Genomic DNA, 20,423 nt, shown 5'->3' on the forward strand with positions numbered 1-20,423 from the left:
GGGCAGGGTGGTCCTGGGTGTACTGGGAGCAACCATAGGCGCAGGACGTCCTTCGTTGATCCGCCAGGGCCCGCAGGTGCTGAGGACAGGCGGCAAGAGGCGTTTCACAATGTGGTTATCGCGTAAAGGGCGCGTCAAAGATTAGGTAAAGTAACGAACTACTTGCCGAACTTGTCGCCTGGAGGACCGATTCCGCCGGGCGCACTGAGGAGGGCCGCCCGCTGACTGTCCACACGCTCAATGAGCTTCTGCTGGTCTGCTCGCTCGTGCTGCTCGTCGCGGTCGCGGCGGTACGCCTCTCCTCGCGCAGCGGCCTTCCCAGTCTGCTCATCTACCTCGGCATAGGCATCGCGATAGGCCAGGACGGCATAGGCAACGTCGTCTTCGACAATGCCGAGCTGACCCAGGTCATCGGTTATGCGGCGCTCGTCGTGATCCTCGCCGAGGGTGGTCTGGGCACCAAGTGGAAAGAGATCAAGCCGGCCCTGCCGGCGGCGATCGTGCTCTCACTGGTGGGCGTGGCGGTCAGCGTCGGTGTCACGGCGGCGGGGGCGCACTATCTGGTCGGCCTGGAGTGGCGCCAGTCGCTGCTGATCGGCGCGGTCGTCTCCTCGACCGACGCGGCCGCCGTCTTCTCGGTGCTGCGCAAGGTCCCGCTGCCCTCCAGGATCACGGGCGTCCTGGAAGCCGAGTCGGGTTTCAACGACGCACCCGTGGTCATCCTGGTGGTGGCCTTCGCGACCGTGGGCCCGGTCGACGACTGGTACGTGCTGCTCGGAAAGATCGCGTTGGAGCTGGCGATCGGCGTCGCGATCGGCCTGACGGTGGGCTTCCTGGGCGCGTACGGCCTGCGGCACGTGGCCCTGCCCGCCTCCGGCCTCTACCCGATCGCCGTGATGGCCATCGCGATCGTGGCGTACGCGGCCGGCGCGATGGCGCATGGCTCCGGCTTCCTCGCCGTCTACCTGGCGGCCATGGTGCTCGGCAACGCGAAGCTGCCGCACTGGCCCGCCACCCGGGGCTTCGCGGACGGGCTCGGCTGGATCGCCCAGATCGGCATGTTCGTGCTGCTGGGTCTGCTGGTGACCCCGCACGAGCTGGTCCGTGACTTCTGGCCCGCCGTGGTCATCGGGCTGGTGCTCACCATGGTGGCCCGGCCGCTGGAGGTCCTCGTCAGCCTGCTGCCCTTCCGCGTCCCGTGGCAGGAGCAGGCCCTGATGTCGTGGGCGGGCCTGCGCGGCGCCGTGCCCATCATCCTCGCCACCATCCCGATGGTGTCCGGGATCGAGGGCAGCGACCGCGTCTTCAACATCGTCTTCGTCCTGGTCGTCGTCTACACCCTGGTGCAGGGGCCGACCCTGCCCTGGGTGGCGCGCAAGCTGAAGCTCGGGGACACGCAGGAGTCCGCGTCCGACCTCGGCATCGAGTCGGCGCCGCTGGAGAAGCTGCGCGGCCACCTGCTCTCCTTCTCGATCCCGCCCGCCTCTCGGATGCACGGGGTGGAGGTGAGCGAGCTGCGGCTGCCGCCGGGGGCCTCGGTCACGCTGGTGGTCCGGGACGCGAAGAGCTTCGTACCGTCGCCGTCGACCGTGCTGCGGCGCGGGGACGAGCTGCTGGTGGTGGCCACGGACCCGGTACGGGACGCGGCCGAGGCACGGCTGCGGGCGGTGGCGCGGGGCGGCAAGCTGGCGGGGTGGCTGGGCACGGGCAACGGGAACGGCGGCGGGCATCGGCACGGGCGCGGGTCCGGGTCCGAAAGGCCTTAGAGCGACGCTCTAAAACGCGGTTTCGACGGACTTCTGGCGGATTGACCCCCTTTCGCGCGCCCCTGGAATGCGAAATTCCAGTTAATCGCAGGTGAACCCACGGCTTGTCACCGTAATCACAGGGCGTGTTAAAGGGATCCCCTGTACGATGAAGGCACAACAGATCGAACCAACTCTGCCTGACGCAGAGCTGGCGCGACCGCAAAGCGGCCGTGGCACTCCCGATGTGGGCGCCCAGGTATCACTCGGTTCTGCGCAAGAGGACAGCTCTCGGGGCTCCCACATGTACGGGTGCGGCCGCTCACAAGGCGAAGCACCGTCCGCAGACGGGGACGCTCTACCAGGCAGCGGAAAGGCAAGGCCGTGACATCCGCGGTCACGACCGACACGTCCGCCCGCCCCGGCTACGGAAAGCTCCTGCGCACACCCGGCGCCCTCGGCTTCGTACTCCCCGGCTTCGCAGCACGACTCCCCTTCGGCATGCTGACCATCAGCATCCTGCTCCTGGTCCAGCACACCACCGGTTCCTACGGCAGCGCCGGCATCGTCGCCGCCGTCACCGGCATCTCCATGGCGCTGTCCGCGCCGCTGATGGGCATCTTCACCGACCGCTTCGGCCAGCGCGCCGTCCTCATCCCCGTCGTCCTCGCACACTCCGCCGCCGTCACCGGCCTCGCGGCGCTCGCCCTGCTCGGCGCGCCCGTCTGGGCGCTGGCCCTGGCCGCCGTGCCCGCGGGCGCCTCGGTGCCGCAGGTCGGACCGATGGTCCGCGCGCGCTGGGCCGCCAAGCTGGAGGGCTCGCCGCTGCTGTCGACGGCCGCCGCCTTCGAGTCCGTCACCGACGAGTTCACCTTCGTCGTCGGCCCGGTCCTGGCGACCGCCCTGTGCACCGGCGTCCACCCGGCGGCCGGTCTGGTCACCGAGGCCACGCTGACCCTGCTCGGCGGCCTGCTCTTCGCGGCCCGGCGGGGCACCCAGCCCAAGCCGCACGCCGTGTCGGCCACCGGTGAGAAGCGCGCCTTCGCCCTGTCCTACCCGGGCCTGCGCGTGCTGGTCTTCGCCTTCCTCGGGATCGGCGCCGTCTTCGGCGGCATGCAGGTCTCGCTCGCCGCCTTCTCCAGCGAGATCGGCAACCCCGGCGCCAACGGCCTGCTCTACGGCGTCTTCGCCGCGGGCAACATGGTCTCCGGCATCGCCATGGGCGCCGTCGCCTGGAAGATCGGCCCGCGCCGCCGGCTGATCCTGGGCTACATCGGCCTCACCGCCGCCGCGTCCGTCCTGTGGGCCGCCCACTCGATGATCCTGCTGGGTGCGCTCGGCCTGGTCGTCGGCCTGTTCATCGCCCCGGCGCTGATCACGGGCTACACGATGGTCGAGCAGCTGGTCCCCGCCAACGCCCGGACCGAGGCCTTCACCTGGCTGACCGGTTCGATCGCCTTCGGGCAGGCCCTCGCCGTGATCCTGGCCGGCCGCCTGACGGACGCGCACGGGTCCTCGTACGGCTTCCTGGTGCCCATGGCGGCCACCGCGCTGGCGCTGGCCACCCTGCTGGCGCTGCGTGCGAAGCTGGCCCCGAAGGCCTCGAAGGCCGCGAGCCGGATCATCAGCTCGTCCGCGCCTTCGGCCGCCCCTTCGGCCGCCCCTTCGGCCGCCCCTTCGGCCGCCCCCGCAGCCCCGGCCGCAGCCCCGGCCGCGGCTCCGGCCGTCCCCTCGGCGGGTGCCCGTAACCGGGTGAACGAGCGTGGGATGGGTCACCGCGTGCCGGTGACGGTGGACTGATCCGCCGGAATACGTCACCATGGAGCGTCGTTAGCACTCATTGAGTGAGAGTGCCAGGAGGAAATTCGTGCCGACCTACCAGTACCAGTGCACCGAGTGCGGTGAGGGCCTTGAGGCCGTGCAGAAGTTCACCGATGACGCACTGACCGTGTGCCCGAGCTGCGACGGACGCCTGAAGAAGGTGTTCTCCGCGGTCGGCATCGTCTTCAAGGGCTCCGGTTTCTACCGGAACGACAGCCGTGGCGCGTCGTCGAGCAGCACCCCTGCCTCGAAGCCGTCCTCGGGCTCCTCGTCGTCCTCGACGTCGACCCCTGCCGCCGCTCCCGCCGCCTCGTCCGCCTCGACGTCGTCGAGCACGAGCAGCAGCTCGACGTCGGCCGCCTGACCGCTCCGCCCCGGCCCCGCCTCCACCCCGGAGACGGCCTGAGGCACCCCGAGGCCCCGCCCGCCCGACCGGGCAGCGGGGCCTTCGGCATGCCCCGTTAGGGTGGCCGCATGGTGAACGCAGAGATCGGTGTCATCGGCGGCTCGGGCTTCTACTCCTTCCTTGAGGACGTCTCCGAGATCGAGGTGGAGACCCCGTACGGGCCCCCGAGCGACAGCCTGTACGTGGGTGAGCTGGCCGGCCGCCAGGTGGCCTTCCTGCCCCGGCACGGGCGCAGCCACACGGTCCCGCCTCACAAGATCAACTACCGGGCGAACCTCTGGGCCCTGCGCTCCGTCGGCGTCCGCCAGGTCCTCGGCCCGTGCGCGGTCGGCGGGCTGCGGGCCGAGTACGGGCCGGGCACACTGCTCGTTCCCGACCAGCTGGTGGACCGCACCAAGGCCCGGGCCCAGACCTACTTCGACGGGGAGCCGCTGGCTGACGGGAGCGTCCCGAACGTCGTGCACACCACCTTCGCGGACCCGTACTGCCCGGTGGGGCGCCAGGTGGCGCTGGCCGCGGCCCGGGGGCGGAACTGGGAGCCGGTGGACGGCGGCACCATGGTCGTCGTCGAGGGGCCGCGGTTCTCGACGCGCGCCGAGTCGCGCTGGCACGCGGCGGCGGGCTGGTCGGTCGTGGGCATGACGGGCCACCCGGAGGCGGTGCTCGCCCGTGAGCTGGGGCTCTGCTACACCTCGATGGCCCTGGTCACGGACCTGGACGCGGGCGCCGAGACCGGCGAGGGCGTGTCCCACACGGAGGTCCTGAGGGTGTTCGGCGAGAACGTCGGCCGGCTGCGCGAGGTCCTCTTCGACGCGGTGACGGCCCTGCCGTCCACGGAGTCCCGCGCCTGCCTGTGCACGCACGCGCACGACGGCTGGGACCTGGGCATCGAGCTGCCGTAGGCGCCGGAAATCCGGAACCCTCACTCGTGGGGGTGACGGGATTATCCACAGGCGGGGGTTCGTCCACAGGCCGGAGCGGGATTCCTCGGGACGCCGGATCGTGGGATGGGTCCGGGCGCGGGGTCCGGGCACACACTCACTCCGCTTGGTGGTGGTCGTCATGTCCGTTGCACCGGTGCCCTGTTCCTCGTCGTCCCGTTCCGCCTGTCCGCCCGCGCGCCCGGTCCCGCCGTTCCCGCCGTTGCGCGTGGGGCGGGGCGGGGACCGGCTGCGCCGGACCGTGCGGCGCCGTCGGCGGGCGGCCTCGGCCGCGCTGGCCGTCGTGGCGGCGGCGCTGGCGGTCGGCGGCACGGAGGCGCAGGCCTCGCGGGGCCTCGCCCCACCGGGACCGAGGCCCTCGCGGACCGCGGCGCCCCCGGCGGCGGTGCGCATGGTGTCGGCCCCGGTGCGCATCGCGGACGCGGCGACGGTGCGGCTGCTGCGGCCCGGGGACCGGGTCGACGTGGTCGCGGCGGAGCGCGCCGGCCCGCCGAGGGTGGTGGCGGCGGGGGCCCGCGTCGCCGAAGTGCCCCGTGGGGAGCCCGACGTCGGGGACGGCGGGGCGTTGGTGGTCCTGTCCGTACCCCGGGACACCGCGCGGGCCCTGGTGGGGGCGGGCGCCGTGACGCGACTGGCGGTGACGCTGTGCTGACGCGTACGGAGCCGATGCGCACGCGGCCGATTCGCACGCGGCCGATTCGCACGGACGAGCGGTCGCGTCACTGGGGGTTGGGCACCGATTGGACACACCGGCCCCGGACTGCCGTAGCTTTCGGAACCGTTGGCTCCGTGTTTGGCACATGTGAAGAAAGGCTCAGTGGTGAGCGAGAAGAAGAACGAGAGCGTGCTGGCAGGCTTCAAGGCCTTCCTGATGCGCGGCAACGTGGTCGACCTGGCGGTGGCCGTGGTCATCGGCGCCGCGTTCACGAACATCGTGAACTCGGTCGTCAAGGGCATCATCAGCCCGGTGGTGGGCACGATCGGCACGCAGAGCCTGGACGGCTACAAGACGTGCATCAAGAACCCGTGCGGCATCGGCGCGAACGGCCAGCCGACGGGTGTCGAGATCCTCTGGGGCTCGGTGCTGAACGCCACGCTGACCTTCGTGATCACCGCCGCGGTCGTGTACTTCCTGATGGTGCTGCCGATGGCGAAGTACCTGGCCAAGCAGGAGGCGCGCCGCAAGGCCCGCGAGGGCGTCCAGGAGACCATGGAGATCACCGAGCTGGAGGTCCTCAAGGAGATCCGGGACACCCTGGTCTCCCAGCGCACCCACAGCAACGGTGTCGCGCCCACGACGACGCGCGACGCGTTCTAGCCGCCGGGGCCGTCACCCCGGCCGCCCCGGCCGGTCAGATGTGGTGCGGGGGCTTCTCGTCGAGGAAGCGGGCCAGGTCGGCCGCGCTTCCCCCGGCGGGCGGCCGCTCGCCCCAGCCGCGGTCGGTGTCGTCCGAGGACTGCTGGTCCAGCGGGTCGTCGAAGACCAGCCGGGGCTTGGGCCGGGGCTTGTGCGCCCCGGGCGCGGGCTGCGGGGACTGCGGATCGGGGGCGGGGGCGCTGCTCATGCCCCCAGGGTACGGCGGACCCGGCTCCGGCCCCGTCGTGGCCGGTGGGCGGCGCTCGCGGAAGCCCCGCGCCCGACCGCCGCGGCGCCGCCGTCGGCAGCGCGTCCGACCTGCGGGATCTCGCTCGCTCTGGTCTCCTGGCCGGTATGGCCTACACCCCGATGACCGCCCGCAGCCGCGACGAGGAACACCGCGCGGCCACCCCGCTGGAGCTGTTCTTCGACCTCTGCTTCGTCGTCGCGATCGCCCAGGCCGGTGCCCGGCTCGTGCACGCGCTGGCGGAGGGCCATCCGGCCGCCGGTGTGGTCGGCTACTTCTTCGTCTTCTTCGGCGTGTGGTGGGCGTGGATGAACTTCACGTGGTTCGCCTCCGCCTACGACGTGGACGACGTGCCGTACCGGATCGCGACCCTGGTGCAGATCGTCGGCGTGCTCGTCTACGCGGCGGGGGTCAGCCGCGCCTTCGACGAGAACGACTGGACCGTCGGGGTCATCGGCTATGTGATCATGCGCATCGCCCTCACGGCGCAATGGCTTCGGGCCGCCGCCGGAGAGGAGGGCGCGGCCCGTGCGGCGGCGCTGAAGTACGCGGTCGGGCTGGTCATCTGCCAGGCCGGCTGGGTGGCCCTGCTGTTCGCCCCGGACGACGCCAAGCGGTGGCTGTTCCTCGTGGTGGCCGCGGCGGAGCTGCTCGTCCCGGCACTCGCCGAGCGCGGGTACGAGACGCCCTGGCACGCCCACCACATCGTGGAGCGGTACGGCCTGTTCACCATCATCGTGCTGGGCGAGACGATCGCGGCGGCCACGGTGGCGGTCAAGTCGGCGATCGACGAACACGAGGCGCTCGGCCTGCTGCTGCCCATCGCCGCGGGCGGGCTGCTGATCGTCTTCGCCGCCTGGTGGATCTACTTCGCGGCGCCGATGCACGAACACCTGACCTCGAACCGCGAGGCGATCCCGTGGGGGTACGGCCACCTGCTGATCTTCGCCTCGGGCGCGGCGATCGGCGCGGGCATCGAGGTGGCGGTCGAGCACGCGGTGGGCAAGGCGCACATCTCCCAGCTCGCGGCCAACGCGGCCGTGACCGTCCCGGCCGCGCTGTTCCTCCTGATGGTCTGGCTCCTGCACGCGCGCCACTTCAAGCGCGGTCCGGCCCAGCAGCTGACCCTGCCGGTCTCGGCCCTGGCCGTGCTGGCGTGCACGTGGGCGGGCGCGTACGCGGTGCTGTGGGCGGGGCTCGTCTGCGCGGCCACGGTCGCCGTCGGGCTCACCCTGGCCCTGCGCACCACCCGGATGTGACGGCCCGCGCCGCGCACGGCGCCCCGGCGGCGCGTGGGGCGCCGCTCCGCGCCGGGGCCCCGGCAACGACGCCGCGGCGAGCCGTCACTCCCGCGCCCCCGGCACCGTTTCCAGGCCATGACGCTCCCCGCACAACGCCCCGGCGAAGACCTCGGCAGGGAACTGGCCGAGCCCGGTTTCTGGCAGGCGCCCCCCGCCCACCGCCTCGCCGCCTTCGCCCGCCTCCGCGAGGCCCCGGCCCCGGTCTTCGTCCCCGAGGGGGCCGGCCACTGGGCCCTCGTACGCCACGCCCAGGTGCAGGAGGCCAGTCGGCTCCCCAAGGTCTTCGCCAGCGCGCCCGGCGTGACCACCCCCGAGCCGGCCCGCTGGGTCCGCGCACTGTTCGGGGACTCGATGGTCAATCTCGACGGGCCCGACCACGCCCAGCTGCGCAAGATCGTGCAGCGGGCCTTCACACCCCGCCTGCTGGCCGCCGCCGAGGCCGACATCCACGCCGTGGCCACCCGCATCGTGGACGACGTACTGGACGGGCGGCCCGACGAGTTCGTCTCCGCGGTGGCCTCCCGGCTCCCCCTGGAGGTCATCTGCAACATGATGGGCATCCCGGAGCACTACCGCGCCGAGATCGCCGACCGCGTCAACCACGCCTCCGAGAACATCGGCGTGCAGCGGGGCCTGGCCTCCCGGCTGCGGATGCCGGGCCGCGGACTGCGCGCCCTCGCCCGCATGCAGCGGATGGTGGCGGGCATCGGGCGGGAGCGGCGCAAGAACCCCACCGACGACCTGATCTCGGCTCTGGTCTGCGCGAACGTCGACGGACAGGCGCTGGGGGCACGCCAACTCGGCGCCTTCTTCTCGCTCTTGATGGTCGCCGGGGTGGAGACCACCCGCAACGCGATCACGCACGGCCTGACCCTGCTGACCGACCACCCGGACCAGCGGGACCTGCTGCTCTCGGACTTCGAGAAGTACGCGGACGGCGCGGTGGACGAGATGATCCGCCACTCGACGCCGATCATCCAGTTCCGCCGCACGGTGGCCGCCGAACACACCATGGACGGGCACGTGTTCCGCCCGGGCGACAAGGTGGTCCTGTACTACGCCTCCGCCAACCGCGACGAGGCGGTCTTCCCCGACCCCGACGCCTTCCTCATCACCCGCTCGCCCAATCCGCACCTCGGGTTCGGCGGCGGCGGTCCGCACTTCTGTCTGGGCGCGCACCTGGCCCGGGTCGAGATGAAGGCCCTCTTCCGCGAGCTGCTCACCCGGCCGGTCGGGCTGCGCGCGGTGGGACTGCCGGACCTGGCGGGGTCGAACTTCGACAACCGGGTCCGCTCGCTCAGGTTCGCGTTCGAGCGGCCCTAGGACTGTCGGGTAAAAGGACCGGCCACCGGGCAGGCTGGGAGCCCGGCGGCCGGAACACGTGGGGCGGCGCCGCTACTTCTGCAGGCGCCGCACGGCGAGGACGCAGTGGGCGCTGCCCGTGAGCACCGACTCGTCGCCCGCGAAGGCCTGCAGGGTCTCCGGGGAGACCGGCTGACCCGGCACCGCCTCCGGCCAGGCGCGCGTGGCGAAGAGGAAGTACGCCTGGCCGCTCTCGTCCGCCGCGGCGACCCACTCGTCGGGGGCGGTGCACTGCGCGTTCATCCCGGGCAGGGTGAGCGCGATCTGGTTGCCCTGGAGCAGGATCTGCACGGGGAAGTTGGCCGGGTTGCGGGTGCCGTCCATGACGACGTCGCCGATGGGCAGGCCGATCTCCTCCAGCAGCCCGCGGGCCGCCGCCTCACCGGCCTCCCGGCCCTGCGGGCCGTCACCGAGGCTGTAGGCGAGGAGGTACGGAATGTCGTGCGCCTCGGAGGGGTCGCCGATCCACGCGAGCACGGAAAGGGTGCCGAGCTGGGACCGGTCGATTTCGGCTTGAGTAGAAGTCATGCGCGCACCCTAGTGCTCTCTCCCCCGAGCCTTTCACGGCCCGTCACCCGGGCGGGCTAGACCACCCAGAATCCCTCTCCGGAATTCGCCTGCACGTTCGCATCCTGGTACTGGAGCCTCGTAATGCGGGCGTTTTCCGGGACTTCGAACACGACCCATCCCTCGGCCCGCTCACCGACCTCCAGGGAATCGAAGACGAGCGGTTTGCCGGTGGTCAGTTCGCCGCTCGGTACCACCGGGTGGCGCTGTCCCGCGCCGTCGTACGCCCACATGCGCCCGAGCGCCCCGTACGAGGCCCCGCCCACGTTGACGAAGGACATCGAGGCGGCCACCCAGCGCTTGCCGGCCGACGGGGCGAAGTTCTTCGCGACGCTGACCGCCGGGTCCACGTACGCGGCCAGCACGATCTGCAGGTGGCGGCCGACCTGTCGGCCGTGAACCCGTACGGGCTCACCCACATGGGCGGCCTTCCCCGCGGCCCGTGCGGGGGCCTGCTCGGGGGCCGCCTCGGCGCCCGGCGCCCCGTCGTCCACCGGGACGGCGGGGGCGGCGGCCGGGGCGAGCGCGGCGCCCTCGGGGGCGCTCTGGCAGGCCGTGGCACCGAACAGGAGGAGCGGGAGGAGGGCGGCGGCGAGGCCCTGGGCGAGGCCGGGCACGGGGCGGGGAGCGCGGCGGGACACGGGGCGGGGAGCGGGGCGGGCGGCGGCGGACTGGCGCATGCGAAATCCCTTCGGGGACGTATTTCGGTCAGTCTCACGCGCCCGAGCAGGCAATTGCACACACCGACACGAGTCCACGGAGCGACGGTGTACGCCCGCCTGCCAGCACAATTCGTTCCGGCGGGATTCCCGCCACCTGCAACCACCCGGAGGAACGATGGGTATTCACAGCTCCCGCATGGCCCTGGCGGCACTCTCGGCACTGGCCGCGACGGCGGTATTCACCGCGCCCGCCGACGCCACTGTTTTCGACCAGGGAATTTCCGTACAGCCGTACGGTCATATCGCCGAGGACGGAAAGGTCACCCTTTTCGGCACCTACCACTGCACGTCCCCGTCACCCATGCGGGCGAAGCTCCAGATCGCGGCGGCCGTCGTCCAGGACGGCACCCGCATCGGCTTCGGCGGCGGGGAGGCGGACTGCGACGGGGAGGAGCACGCATGGGAGGCCACCGGATCGCTCCGCTTCACCCCGGGCGTCCACGCCGGCCCGGCGCTGGCCGAGGTCCAGCTCAACGAGGTCCACTTCGCGGGGCTGCTGCCGCGGTCCGTCGACACGGTCGCGCAGGACACCCAGGAGATCGAGCTGATCGAGTCCCGCTGACCGGGGGCCGTCACGGGGTCTTCCCACCGGCCGCCGACCGGCCGGCCGGAAGACCCCGCGGTCCGGCTTCACCGCAGTCGGCTCAGCGCCACTCGGCTCACCTGCACTCGGGGGCGACGTCCGTCATCGACATGAAGGCCGTCGACTGGCACCCGGGGTCCGCGTGCGGCCGCCCCGTCGTCCAGTCCACGACGGTCGGCACCCCGGCCGCCAGCAGGAGCAGGGCCAAGAGGCCCGTCACGGCGCCTTTGCTCAGGCCCCTCATCGCGTGGTCCGTTCCATGAACCGCATCATCGCCCCGGCCACCCGCGCCCACAACTCGGCGTGAGCAGCCGCTCACCCCGCGCTCCGGGGGCCGCCGCCGACGTCGAACTCGCACCACACCGCCTTGCCCTCGCCCCGGGACTCCACCCCCCAGTGCGTGGCCAGCGCGTCCACCAGCAGCAGCCCGCGCCCCGTCGTGGCCGCCTCACCGGGCGTGCGCCGCCGCGGCCACACGCTGGAGCGGTCCTTGACCCACAGCCGGATCCGCCGGACCGGCTCGGGCAGCACCTCCATGGTCAGCACCGCCCCGCCGTCGGTGTGCAGCAGGGCGTTGACCAGCAGTTCGCCGGCCGCCAGCTCCACGTCGTCGGCGAGCTCCGGCACGCCCCAGTCGCGCAGGGCCTGACGCAGGGCGAAGCGCGCCTCCGACAGCCCCTCCGGGTCGGCCTGGTGCACGTACTGGTGGATGCGCGGCGCCCGGCGGGTGCCCGGGTCGGGGGCCCGGCGCAGCACCAGCAGGGCCACGTCGTCCCCGGAGCCCCAGCGTTCCCACAGCCGGTCGGAGAGGTGGTCGGCGAGCTCCCCGGCGCCCTGCGGGCCGCTGCGCACCGCCTGGGCGAGCGCGTCCATGCCGACGGTGATGGCCGTCCCGGGCTGCTCCACCAGGCCGTCCGTGCACAGCACCAGGGTCTCGCCGGGGACCAGGTCGAGCCGGGTCTCGGGGAACTCCTCCTGCTCGAAGAGCGAGGCCAGCCCCAGCGGCAGGCCGCCGCGCACGTTGGGCCAGCCCGTACGTCCGTCCGTGTGCCGGATCAGCGGCCCGAGGTGGCCCGCGCGGACCGCCCGTACGCCGCCCGTCTCCAGGTCCACCTGCGCGTACATGCAGGTGGCGAAGCGTTCGGTGTCCAGCTCGGCGAGGAAGCGCGAGGCCCGGGCCAGGACGGTGGACGGCGGATGGCCCTCCCCCGCGTACGCGCGCAGTGCGATGCGCAACTGGCCCATGATGGCGGCGGCGTGCGTGTCGTGGCCCTGGACGTCGCCCACGACGATGCCGACGCGGTCGCGGGGCAGCGAGATCACGTCGTACCAGTCCCCGCCGACCTCCCGCCCGCTCCAGGCGGCGTGGTAGCGGACCGCGATCTCCCCGCCCGTGATCTCCGGGATCCGGCGCGGCAGCATGGCGGCCTGCAGGCCCGTCGCGAACTCCCGCTCCTGGTCGAAGAGGAGCGCGCGCTGGAGCGACTGGGCCACGATGCCCGCCAGGCCCAGGCAGAGGTTCTTCTCCTCGGGGCTGAACTCGGTGCGCCGCCGGTAGAAGAGGACCAGCCCGCCGATGGCCTTGGCCTGGGCGATCAGCGGCAGGTAGGCCGCCGCGTCGAACTGGATCCGGTTCAGGTACTCCGCGAGGAGCGGGAACTCGCCGCCGAGCTCGGCGAGCGAGGTGACGAAACGCGGCTGGCGGGTCAGGACCGCGTGCGACAGCGGCAGCGAACCGTCCAGCCGGGTGAACTGGCGCTCGCTCAGGATCTCCAGTGACTCCCCGCTCAGCGCGATGATCTTGATGGTGCCGCCCTCGACCAGCCCCAGGGCCAGTCCGTCCGCGCCGAGCCGCTCCAGCGCGCCCGGCCCGGTCAGCGCGGCCGTGACGTCGTCGACGGTCACCGCCCGCGACAGGGCCTCCGTGGTCCGCTGCACGATCGTCGTCTGCTGGGCGCGCGCCGCCTCCAGCTTGCGCAGCAGGGTCGCGTGCGCGAGCTCCGCCGTGGCGTCCCGGACGATCCCGACGACCCGCTGCGCGACCCCCGCACCGTCGCGCAGCACCCGGCCGGAGGTGTGCGTCCACTGCTCGCGGCCGTCGCGCCGCTGCACCGTGAAGTACGAGCCGTACGTGTCCCCGCCCGCCTCCAGCACCCCGCTGATGGTCTCGGCCAGCCGGACCCGGTCCTCGGACCGGATGCGCAGCCCGACCCCTTCGCGGGTGCCGTCGAACTCGCCGGACCCCAGGTCGAGGACGTCCATCCCGGCGTCGTCCAGTGCCAGCGCGCCGGTCTCCAGGTCCCACTCGAAACTGCCCATGCCGTTCAGCGCGAGCCGCTCCCCCGGCCCGGTCAGGGGGGACCGCCGGCCGGGCTCGGGTCCGTCGCGCTCCGCCGCTGCCACGTGCACTCCCCCTAACGGCCGGGCCAGCAGGGCTGGGAGATCAGCCGCTCCCACTCCTCGTCAGGATGCCCCGGAAGGGTGCGTCCGGCCTCCCGCCAGCGCTCGACGACGGCGAGGTAGATCGTGGGGTGGTCGGCGGCGGAGGCCGTCGCGTAGGGGCCCGGATGCGGACCGGCGTACGGGCCGGCGTAGGGACCCGGATACCCGCCCCGGTACGGGGCGCGGTCGTACCCGGCGGTCCTGGGCGGCGGGGACTGTTCCGTGCGGCTGGCCGGAATGCGCACCCAGCCGCGGCCCTCTGCTCGCTCCGCGCTCATCACGGACCCCTCTCACCGCGGATCTCACCGCAGATACGTCTTCGGATGCCCTGGGGGTACCCCCGGACAATGTCCGGGGGAAGCAGCCCGGTCGCGCCGGGCGAGACCGGTGGAGCCCGGCCGCGGACCCCGGGAACCGAGGCGCCGCAGGACTCCTCTCACCAGTCTCCCCGCCGTGAAGCCCGCACCGTGCACGAATCGCATGGAAGGGCCGAATGAGGGAGCCGTCAGCAGCCCCGCGAAGAACAGCCCCGGCCACGAGGACTCGAAGCCGGCGCTCAGCTCCGGCGCCCTGCCCTCCGCCACGGTCTCCAGCGCGGCCCGCACGCCCGCGTCGAGCAGCTCCAGCCGGTCGAGGTCCGCGGCGAAGCCGGTGGCCGCGATGACGTGCGCGACGTCCAGGACCACGGACTCCCCCGACCGGGTGCTCAGCTCCAGCCGGGTCCGCTCGCCGACCGCCGCCGCCCGGTGCAGCCGGTGCCCGAGCAGGACGGGGACGCGCCCCTCGAAGCGGTCCCGCAGCCACCAGGCGCCGGCCGGGCCCAGCGCGGTCGCCGAGATCCGCTCCCGGGTGGTCGCGGGCAGCCGGCGCACCGCCCAGGGCAGCTCGGACCACACCCAGCTGCGCCAGCCGGTGCCGAGGCCGCTGTGGGGCTCGCGCAGGGCCCGCAGCGCGGGGCGCTCCAGGGGCTGCGGGAGCGTGTTCCAGTTCAGCCGGGAGCGACGGGCGACCAGGACCGGCCGGGCGCCCTGCTCGGCCAGCAGGGCGGCGGTCTCCAGGGCCGCCTGCCCGGCCCCGAGCACGGCGACCTCGCGGCCGGCGAAGCGGCTCAGGTCGCGGTGGCCGCTGCTGTGCGAGCAGTGGCCGGGCGGCAGGTCCCGCAGGACGTCGGGCTGGTGGACGAACGGCATCACCCCCACCGCGAGCGCGACCGTACGGGCGAGCAGGGGCGGTCCCTCGGCGGTGTGGACGCGGAAGCCGTCACCCTCGGGGGTCACCTCCGTGACGGTCACCTCCTCCACCTCCGGCGCGGCGTGCCGGGCGAACCACATCCCGTACGCACTGAACGTGTCGATCGGCAGCGGAGTGCCGTGTTCCGCGACCTGCCCGAGGGTGGCGCAGTACTCGGCGAGCGTGTGGCGCCCGTCCGGGGCCGACAGGTTGGAGGACCAGGGCTCCGACTTCAGGTACATGCCCTCGGGCATGTGGTCGCGCCAGGAGGCCATCGGCCGCCCGAGCAGCCGTACGTCGAGCCCCGCGCCCGCCGCGTGGGCGGCGACCGACAGCCCGTACGGGCCCGCCCCGATCACCACCAGGTCCTCGATCCGCGTCACGGCCGCTCCTCCAGCTCGATGGTCGCCGGCCCGGCGAGGTCCGCCCCGCCGGGCGGGGTCAACGGGTCACCAGCTCGTCCGGCTCGGCCGGAGCCTCCGGCGGGACCCGGCGGGAGAGCGCGGCCGGCTGCGGCTCGTCGCGCCCCCGCTGGCGGGGGGCCCGGACGGCCGCGAGCGCGGTGCGACGGCCCTGGGCGGGCACGCCCCGCAGGACCCGCGCGCCCTTGCCGAAGCCGCGCCCGAGCAGGGCACCGAGCATCGCCAGGAACGGCAGCGGGTCGTCCGCGGCGAACCAGGCCAGCTCGACCTGCCCGCGGTCCCTCGGCGCCGGCGACCGCACGGCCCGGCCGCTCGACGCGGGACCCGCCGCGGCCGGGCCCGTTGCGGCCGGAGCCGTAGCGGCCGAACCCGTCGCCGCCGCACCCGCACGCGCCGGACCCGCCGGCGCCGGGCCGGGGCCGGGCCCCTGCACGGCGCCCGTCGGCGGGGCCGGGTCCGCGGCGGCGTCGGCCCGGGCGGTGACCGCCGGGCCGGTGGGGACCGGCGTCCGGTCCCCCGCGCGGCGGCGCGGCAGCCGGCCGCCCCGGACCGCCGCCAGCAGCGCGTAGTTCTCCGCGAGGAACACCCGCCCCGGGCCGCCGACGGGCTCCGGGACCCGTTGGCCCGTCAGATCCAGGTACAACGCCTGGACCACGTCCATCCCGGCCGCGTCCGTGAAGAGCCGGAACTGCGCCCCGGGGCGCGGGTTGAAGTCCACCAGCCGGAAGACGCCCTGCTCGTCCCGGCGGAAGTCCAGGTCCAGGATCCCGTGGTAGCCGAGCCGTTCGGCGAGCCGCAGCCCCGCCTCCTCCACCGCCGGATCCGGCAGCCAGCGCCCCACCGCCGTCAGGCCCGTCCGCACGGGCCAGGAGAGCTCCTTGCGGCCCGACCCCGCGAGCAGCGGACGACCGCCCCGCGCGAAGGCGCCGTGGAAGAACCAGTCGGTGTCGGGCCCGGCCGGCAGGAACCGCTGGAGCAGCAGCGGGCTCCCGGCCTCGGCGGAGCGCTCGTAGAGCCGGCGCGCGTCGGCGGCGGTGTAGAGCAGCGTGGTGCTCCGCAGTCCGTCGGCCCCGGCGGGCAGCAGCCAGGGCCGGCTCCACTTGGCGACCACCGGCAGCCCGAGCCGCCGGGCCGCCTCCGCCGCCTCGGCCGCGCTTGCCGGGATCACGGTCTCCGGGTGCGGTACGTCCCAGCGCGCGCAGAGCCCGGCCAGCTCGGCCTTGTCGGCCACCCGGGCGGGCAGGTCGTCGGGCTGACGGGGAATCCGGAAACGTTCGTGGAGCATCGGCGCGACCCGGGACACGGCGATGGCGCTCAGATCGTCCATCGCCAGGAGCACGGCCGGGCGGCCGATCCGCTCCGACACCCCGGTCAGGCACTCCAGCAACGCCTCGGGCGCCTCCGGGTCCAGCCCGCCGGCCGGCCCGGGGTGTACGGCGCGCAGATACCGCGAACGCCCCATGGGACCTCCCCCAGCTTCGACGACGGCATGGACCTCCACGCCCTTGCGGCCAAGGGATCTGACGGCGCCGAGGGTTCCGTGGTGGAACGGATTGCGGTCGAGTCTGAGCACAACGGCGGGCACGTGGCTGGTATGCGCGTACATGGCAACGGTGTCTTTCACCTAGTCGGACCAAGCGGGGGTGGTGTGCACCTGCTAATGGCCTACGCGTCAGTCACCGGACAGGCCATTCGTCAGATCTGATGCCTAACGTCTTTGGACAGCACACCGATTCAGGAAAGCTCGGGAGACGCCATGCCCAGACCACGTCGCCGACTGGCGAGCACCTGCGTCGGTACGGTCACCGCCGGACTGCTCGCGACCGGAGTCGCCCTCGCGGCGCCCGCGGAGGACCGGTCGGAGGGCTCCACCGCCTCCGACACCGCCATGGGCGCCTATCTCGACTACGGGCCGCGCGGGGTGGGACGGATCCCGTACCTGTCGCGCTGGCTGGGCGGCAGGGAGATCCGGGTCGGCCACACCTACCTCCCCGGCGACCAGTGGGCCGGCATCGAGGGCAAGGTCTCCTTCCTGGAGAGCTGGGCCGCATGGCGCCGGGCCGACGACGACCGGATCTTCGTCCTCAACGTGCCCATGCAGGAACGCAACGAAGGCCGCGTGCCCGACCACCAGGTGGCCCGGCTGATCAGGGCGGGCGCCCGGGGCTACTACGACCGGCACTTCACGAGGCTCGCCGAGCGGCTGGTGTCGCTGGGCGTCCCGGACACGGTGATCGTCCTCGGCTGGGAGATGAACGGCATCACCTACACCCACCGCTGCGGACCGGACCCGGAGAACTGGAAGAGGTACTGGAAGCGCGTCGTGAGGGCGATGCGCGCGGTGCCCGGGCAGGAGTTCAAGTTCGACTTCGCCCCGAACCGGGGCAAGGACGCGATCGGCTGGACCGAGTGCTACCCCGGCGACGACGTGGTGGACATCATCGGCATGGACTCCTACGACCAGGGACCCGGCCGGGACTTCGACGATCAGATCGAGCAGCCGTACGGGCTCCAGCAGCACGTCGACTTCGCGAGGGCACACGGCAAGCAGATCTCGTACCCGGAGTGGGGGCTGTTCCGGCGCGGGGACAACCCGGAGTACGTCCGGCGCATGCTGAAGTGGATCGAGCAGCAGAAACCGCTCTACCACACCATCACCGACTACTGCCCGCACGGCGTGTGGCAGTGCAAGGAGAACCCGCGGTCCACGAAGGTCTTCCGCGACGCGCTGCGGCCGGAGGTGCCCGGCCCGGTGGTCCCGACGCCGGTGGTGCCCACGCCGGTCGTCCCGACGCCCGTGGTCCCGACCCCCGTGGTGCCCACGCCGGCCGTTCCCACTCCGGTGGCCCCGACGCCGGACGTCCCGGTCCCGACGCCCCAGGTCCCGACACCTCAGGTCCCGACGCCCGAGATCCCCAAGCCCTCCCCGGCATCGCCGAGCCCGGAGATCCCGAAGCCCTCGCCCGTGCCGCCGAGCCCCGAGGTCCCGCTCCCGACCCCGAGCCCGCTGGTCCCGACACCGGTCAGCCCGGCACCGGTCACTCCGAGCCCGGTCACCCCGAGCCCGGAGATCCCGGCGCCGGCCACTCCCAGCCCGGTCGTCCCGACGCCCCAGCCCACCCCGCCGAAGCCCCTGCCGCAGCCGCAGCAGCCTCCGGCCACCAACCCCAAGCAGTGGTGCGTGCCGCTCAACTTCGGCGAGTGGCTCTCCGGCCTGGTCGGCAAGCAGTCGGTCTGCCTCAAGCTCGACTGGAGCAAGGACTCCGGCTACTGGCCCTTCTAGACGGGTCATCGAACCCGCAGTTCGTTGAGCCGCGCCCGCCAGTCCCTGGCGGCCGGCAGCGCCTCCCGCAGCGCGTCCACCGCCCGCTCGCGCCCCGTCAGCTGCGACTCGTGCAGTCGCAGCAGGGGCGCGAGCGCGCCGGTGGACAGCAGGAAGCGCTGGTTGACGACCGTCTCGGGCCGCCAGTGGTTCTTGTACGGCTCGTTGCCGCGCAGGAAGCTCACCACCGGGCGGCCCTCGGCGAGCGCCCGCCCCGCCTCGTAGCGCAGCAGCAGCGTCGCCACGTCCACCTTGCGCGCCCGCAGGTCCGGGTCGGCCCCGTACAGGTAGCCGCCGCTGAGCGCCGCCGACAGCAGGGTGAGGTTGGCCGCCACGACCTTCCCGTCCAGCCGGAACTCCGTCAGCCGGCCCTCCCCCGCCCGCACCATCCGCCGGGTGGCCCGGGTCAGGTGCTCGGCGAAGCGCGGCTTGAGGTGCTCGGGGGTCACCCCGCGGCCGCGCCACTGCTTCTCGTGGAGCCGCAGCAGGTTCCGTACGGCGCGCGGCACCTCGTGCTCGGTGACCTCGTGCTCCTCGATCCCGGCCGCGTCGGTCTTGCGCAGCTTGGCGCGCACGCGCTGCGCCCCGGAGGCCGGCATCCGCTTGACCAGCTCGTCGAACGGCAGCGTCGGCAGCTCCATGCAGGTGGAGTCCGCGAGCCGGGCGCCGGCCCCGGGCCAGTGCTCGGCCAGCCGTTCGACGGCGGCCCCGGGGCGGACCTCCCGCAGGTCGACGACCGCGCCGCGGGCGGCCTTGTGCAGCCCGCGGGCCAGTGCCGGGAGGGCCTGCTCGGCGTGCTCCGCGGCCACGAGCACGTCGAAGTAGTCGGTGATCGGGCCGCCGAGCGGCACCAGCAGCGGCATCGGCCGGTGTACGAGCATCAGCGCGGCCGCGCCGACGAGCTCCTCGCCGCGCCGGACGAGGACGATCCGCAGCCGGCCGTCCTTCCCGTACGACAGCCACCAGGAGTGCAGCCAGGCGTGGCTCTGGAAGGGGGTGGCGGTGGGACAGGCGCGGACGAGCCGGTTCCACGGCTCCTCCAGCGCGGCGAACTGCCGGGGGTCACGGCACAGCGTCACCGACAGGGCCCCGGCGGAGCCCTGACTCATCGCACGGACTCCTTCTCCTTGGTCTCGGTGTGCTCACCCTGGGCGGGGAGCGAGGCGTACTCCTCGACCGCGGGTTCGGCGACCGGCCCGGCCGTAGCCGTCGTGTCGGTCACGGCGACGCCCTCCGCCTCGCGGCGCCGCGCGCGGCCCGGCCGGGCGAGCAGCCACAGGCCGCCCAGCAGCCCGCCGGCGCACATCCCGACGGCTCCGCTGATCGCCGCGGACGGGGAGGCGGGGTCGGTGGGGGCCACGGCCTGGTTGAAGAGGAGCAGTTGGACGCCGGTGTTCTTGGCGGCCTGGTTGCTGCTCAGGGACAGGGCGTCGGCGACCGCGTTCGCGATGTCGGCGGCCTCGGCGGGGCTCTTCGAGGTACCCGTGATGGCGATCATCGGGGACTCGGGCGAGGTCTCGGCCCGCACCTGGGTGCGCAGCGTGCGGGCGTCGATGCCCGCGCGGGGCTGGGCGTAGGCGAGGGTGGAGCTGCTGGTGGCGATGCGGGCGTACGCCTGCGCGAAGCCGAGGGCGGTGGCCGGCTCGGTGGTGTCGTCGGGCACGGCGACGACGTAGCTGGTGGCGGCGTACTCGGGGGCCTTGAGCACCCCGTACGCCCCGCCCGCGGCCAGCCCCAGCAGGGCGCAGGCGGGCAGCGGCCACCACACGGGCAGCGAGAGCGACCGTCGTCGCTGCTTCCTCTCCGAGCGGTGGTCCGGCTTCCTCTCGGTCTTCGCCGCGTTCTTCGCCGCGGTCTTCGCGCCGGACTTCGGCGTGGACTTCGCCGGGGACTTCGCCTCGGGCTTCTGCTGGTCGGCGGTATCGGCCATGAGCGTGCTCGCTTCCTGGAGGGAG

General features: G+C 73.4%; 20 protein-coding genes. 10 read left to right on the top strand and 10 right to left on the bottom strand.

Going from position 1 to position 20,423, the window contains the following annotated elements; genetic code table 11:
- Positions 1 to 266: 266 nt before the first annotated feature.
- The 6 genes from ACF059_RS24390 to mscL all read left to right on the top strand — a co-directional run bounded on the left by ACF059_RS24390 (position 267) and on the right by mscL (position 6,231).
- Positions 267 to 1,766 carry a potassium/proton antiporter gene (locus ACF059_RS24390; protein WP_392060669.1) on the top strand — a complete coding sequence of 500 codons (1,500 nt, stop codon included), beginning with the start codon at positions 267 to 269 and terminating at the stop codon, positions 1,764 to 1,766.
- Positions 1,767 to 2,129: 363 nt separating this feature from the next.
- A complete protein-coding gene (locus ACF059_RS24395; protein ID WP_392060672.1) occupies positions 2,130 to 3,545 on the top strand; it encodes an MFS transporter in 1,416 nt (471 codons plus the stop codon).
- Positions 3,546 to 3,612: 67 nt separating this feature from the next.
- Positions 3,613 to 3,930: an FmdB family zinc ribbon protein gene (locus tag ACF059_RS24400; protein WP_392060675.1), complete on the top strand. Its 318-nt coding sequence runs from the start codon at positions 3,613 to 3,615 to the stop codon at positions 3,928 to 3,930.
- A gap of 110 nt (positions 3,931 to 4,040) precedes the next feature.
- Complete coding sequence (locus ACF059_RS24405) at positions 4,041 to 4,874, top strand: S-methyl-5'-thioadenosine phosphorylase (RefSeq protein ID WP_392060677.1); 834 nt, start codon at positions 4,041 to 4,043, stop codon at positions 4,872 to 4,874.
- Between the two features lie 160 nt (positions 4,875 to 5,034).
- Positions 5,035 to 5,565: a hypothetical protein gene (locus tag ACF059_RS24410; RefSeq protein ID WP_392060680.1), complete on the top strand. Its 531-nt coding sequence runs from the start codon at positions 5,035 to 5,037 to the stop codon at positions 5,563 to 5,565.
- A gap of 168 nt (positions 5,566 to 5,733) precedes the next feature.
- On the top strand, positions 5,734 to 6,231 hold the full coding sequence (gene mscL, locus ACF059_RS24415) for a large conductance mechanosensitive channel protein MscL (protein ID WP_361939091.1): 498 nt from the start codon (positions 5,734 to 5,736) through the stop codon (positions 6,229 to 6,231).
- A 34-nt stretch (positions 6,232 to 6,265) separates the two neighbouring features.
- Here the strand turns inward: mscL and ACF059_RS24420 are convergent, their stop codons facing one another.
- A complete protein-coding gene (locus tag ACF059_RS24420) occupies positions 6,266 to 6,478 on the bottom strand; it encodes a hypothetical protein (RefSeq protein ID WP_361939094.1) in 213 nt (70 codons plus the stop codon).
- A 146-nt stretch (positions 6,479 to 6,624) separates the two neighbouring features.
- Here ACF059_RS24420 and ACF059_RS24425 point away from each other — a divergent pair, with 146 nt between their 5' ends.
- Positions 6,625 to 7,776, top strand: a complete 1,152-nt coding sequence (locus tag ACF059_RS24425; RefSeq protein ID WP_392060683.1) for a low temperature requirement protein A — start codon at positions 6,625 to 6,627, stop codon at positions 7,774 to 7,776.
- A gap of 117 nt (positions 7,777 to 7,893) precedes the next feature.
- The gene (locus tag ACF059_RS24430; RefSeq protein ID WP_392060686.1) at positions 7,894 to 9,141 is read left to right on the top strand and encodes a cytochrome P450; all 1,248 of its coding nucleotides are present in this window, start codon (positions 7,894 to 7,896) and stop codon (positions 9,139 to 9,141) included.
- Positions 9,142 to 9,213: 72 nt separating this feature from the next.
- On the opposite strand, the gene ACF059_RS24435 is transcribed toward ACF059_RS24430, so the two are convergent.
- Positions 9,214 to 9,708, bottom strand: coding sequence for a DUF5949 family protein (locus ACF059_RS24435; RefSeq protein WP_392060688.1), 495 nt, complete (start codon positions 9,706 to 9,708; stop codon positions 9,214 to 9,216).
- Positions 9,709 to 9,764: 56 nt separating this feature from the next.
- A complete protein-coding gene (locus ACF059_RS24440; RefSeq protein ID WP_392060690.1) occupies positions 9,765 to 10,427 on the bottom strand; it encodes a DUF4352 domain-containing protein in 663 nt (220 codons plus the stop codon).
- A gap of 157 nt (positions 10,428 to 10,584) precedes the next feature.
- Between ACF059_RS24440 and ACF059_RS24445 the strand changes: the two genes are divergently transcribed.
- Positions 10,585 to 11,031: a DUF6299 family protein gene (locus ACF059_RS24445; RefSeq protein ID WP_392060693.1), complete on the top strand. Its 447-nt coding sequence runs from the start codon at positions 10,585 to 10,587 to the stop codon at positions 11,029 to 11,031.
- Positions 11,032 to 11,128: 97 nt separating this feature from the next.
- On the opposite strand, the gene ACF059_RS24450 is transcribed toward ACF059_RS24445, so the two are convergent.
- From ACF059_RS24450 to ACF059_RS24470, 5 genes are all read right to left on the bottom strand, one after another.
- On the bottom strand, positions 11,129 to 11,272 hold the full coding sequence (locus ACF059_RS24450) for a hypothetical protein (RefSeq protein ID WP_392060696.1): 144 nt from the start codon (positions 11,270 to 11,272) through the stop codon (positions 11,129 to 11,131).
- Between the two features lie 95 nt (positions 11,273 to 11,367).
- Positions 11,368 to 13,455, bottom strand: coding sequence for a SpoIIE family protein phosphatase (locus tag ACF059_RS24455; protein WP_392060699.1), 2,088 nt, complete (start codon positions 13,453 to 13,455; stop codon positions 11,368 to 11,370).
- Between the two features lie 11 nt (positions 13,456 to 13,466).
- Positions 13,467 to 13,772 (bottom strand): hypothetical protein, encoded by a 306-nt coding sequence (locus tag ACF059_RS24460; RefSeq protein WP_392060702.1) that lies wholly within the window; start codon positions 13,770 to 13,772, stop codon positions 13,467 to 13,469.
- 24 nt (positions 13,773 to 13,796) lie between these two features.
- A complete protein-coding gene (locus ACF059_RS24465) occupies positions 13,797 to 15,098 on the bottom strand; it encodes an NAD(P)-binding domain-containing protein (RefSeq protein WP_392061216.1) in 1,302 nt (433 codons plus the stop codon).
- Positions 15,099 to 15,165: 67 nt separating this feature from the next.
- Positions 15,166 to 16,608 carry an ATP-grasp domain-containing protein gene (locus ACF059_RS24470; RefSeq protein ID WP_392060705.1) on the bottom strand — a complete coding sequence of 481 codons (1,443 nt, stop codon included), beginning with the start codon at positions 16,606 to 16,608 and terminating at the stop codon, positions 15,166 to 15,168.
- Positions 16,609 to 16,902: 294 nt separating this feature from the next.
- On the opposite strand from ACF059_RS24470, the gene ACF059_RS24475 reads away from it, so the two are divergent.
- Positions 16,903 to 18,429 carry a glycosyl hydrolase gene (locus ACF059_RS24475; RefSeq protein ID WP_392060708.1) on the top strand — a complete coding sequence of 509 codons (1,527 nt, stop codon included), beginning with the start codon at positions 16,903 to 16,905 and terminating at the stop codon, positions 18,427 to 18,429.
- Positions 18,430 to 18,434: 5 nt separating this feature from the next.
- On the opposite strand, the gene ACF059_RS24480 is transcribed toward ACF059_RS24475, so the two are convergent.
- On the bottom strand, positions 18,435 to 19,577 hold the full coding sequence (locus ACF059_RS24480; protein WP_392060711.1) for a GNAT family N-acetyltransferase: 1,143 nt from the start codon (positions 19,575 to 19,577) through the stop codon (positions 18,435 to 18,437).
- A complete protein-coding gene (locus ACF059_RS24485; protein WP_392060714.1) occupies positions 19,574 to 20,398 on the bottom strand; it encodes a lipopolysaccharide biosynthesis protein in 825 nt (274 codons plus the stop codon). Before ACF059_RS24485 ends, ACF059_RS24480 begins: the two co-directional genes overlap by 4 nt.
- Positions 20,399 to 20,423 lie beyond the last annotated feature (25 nt).

The sequence above is a fragment of the Streptomyces sp. NPDC016562 genome, from assembly GCF_043076955.1.
Classification (GTDB): domain Bacteria; phylum Actinomycetota; class Actinomycetes; order Streptomycetales; family Streptomycetaceae; genus Streptomyces.

Bases quoted from the DNA above. Each gene is read 5' to 3' on its own strand.
- ACF059_RS24485 (WP_392060714.1), bottom strand. From the start codon at position 20,398: ATGGCCGATACCGCCGACCAGCAGAAGCCCGAGGCGAAGTCCCCGGCG.
- ACF059_RS24410 (WP_392060680.1), top strand. From the start codon at position 5,035: ATGTCCGTTGCACCGGTGCCCTGTTCCTCGTCGTCCCGTTCCGCCTGT.
- ACF059_RS24430 (WP_392060686.1), top strand. From the start codon at position 7,894: ATGACGCTCCCCGCACAACGCCCCGGCGAAGACCTCGGCAGGGAACTG.
- ACF059_RS24435 (WP_392060688.1), bottom strand. From the start codon at position 9,708: ATGACTTCTACTCAAGCCGAAATCGACCGGTCCCAGCTCGGCACCCTT.
- ACF059_RS24420 (WP_361939094.1), bottom strand. From the start codon at position 6,478: ATGAGCAGCGCCCCCGCCCCCGATCCGCAGTCCCCGCAGCCCGCGCCC.
- ACF059_RS24425 (WP_392060683.1), top strand. From the start codon at position 6,625: ATGGCCTACACCCCGATGACCGCCCGCAGCCGCGACGAGGAACACCGC.
- ACF059_RS24405 (WP_392060677.1), top strand. From the start codon at position 4,041: ATGGTGAACGCAGAGATCGGTGTCATCGGCGGCTCGGGCTTCTACTCC.
- ACF059_RS24475 (WP_392060708.1), top strand. From the start codon at position 16,903: ATGCCCAGACCACGTCGCCGACTGGCGAGCACCTGCGTCGGTACGGTC.
- ACF059_RS24470 (WP_392060705.1), bottom strand. From the start codon at position 16,608: ATGGGGCGTTCGCGGTATCTGCGCGCCGTACACCCCGGGCCGGCCGGC.
- ACF059_RS24480 (WP_392060711.1), bottom strand. From the start codon at position 19,577: ATGAGTCAGGGCTCCGCCGGGGCCCTGTCGGTGACGCTGTGCCGTGAC.
- ACF059_RS24440 (WP_392060690.1), bottom strand. From the start codon at position 10,427: ATGCGCCAGTCCGCCGCCGCCCGCCCCGCTCCCCGCCCCGTGTCCCGC.
- ACF059_RS24460 (WP_392060702.1), bottom strand. From the start codon at position 13,772: ATGAGCGCGGAGCGAGCAGAGGGCCGCGGCTGGGTGCGCATTCCGGCC.
- ACF059_RS24445 (WP_392060693.1), top strand. From the start codon at position 10,585: ATGGGTATTCACAGCTCCCGCATGGCCCTGGCGGCACTCTCGGCACTG.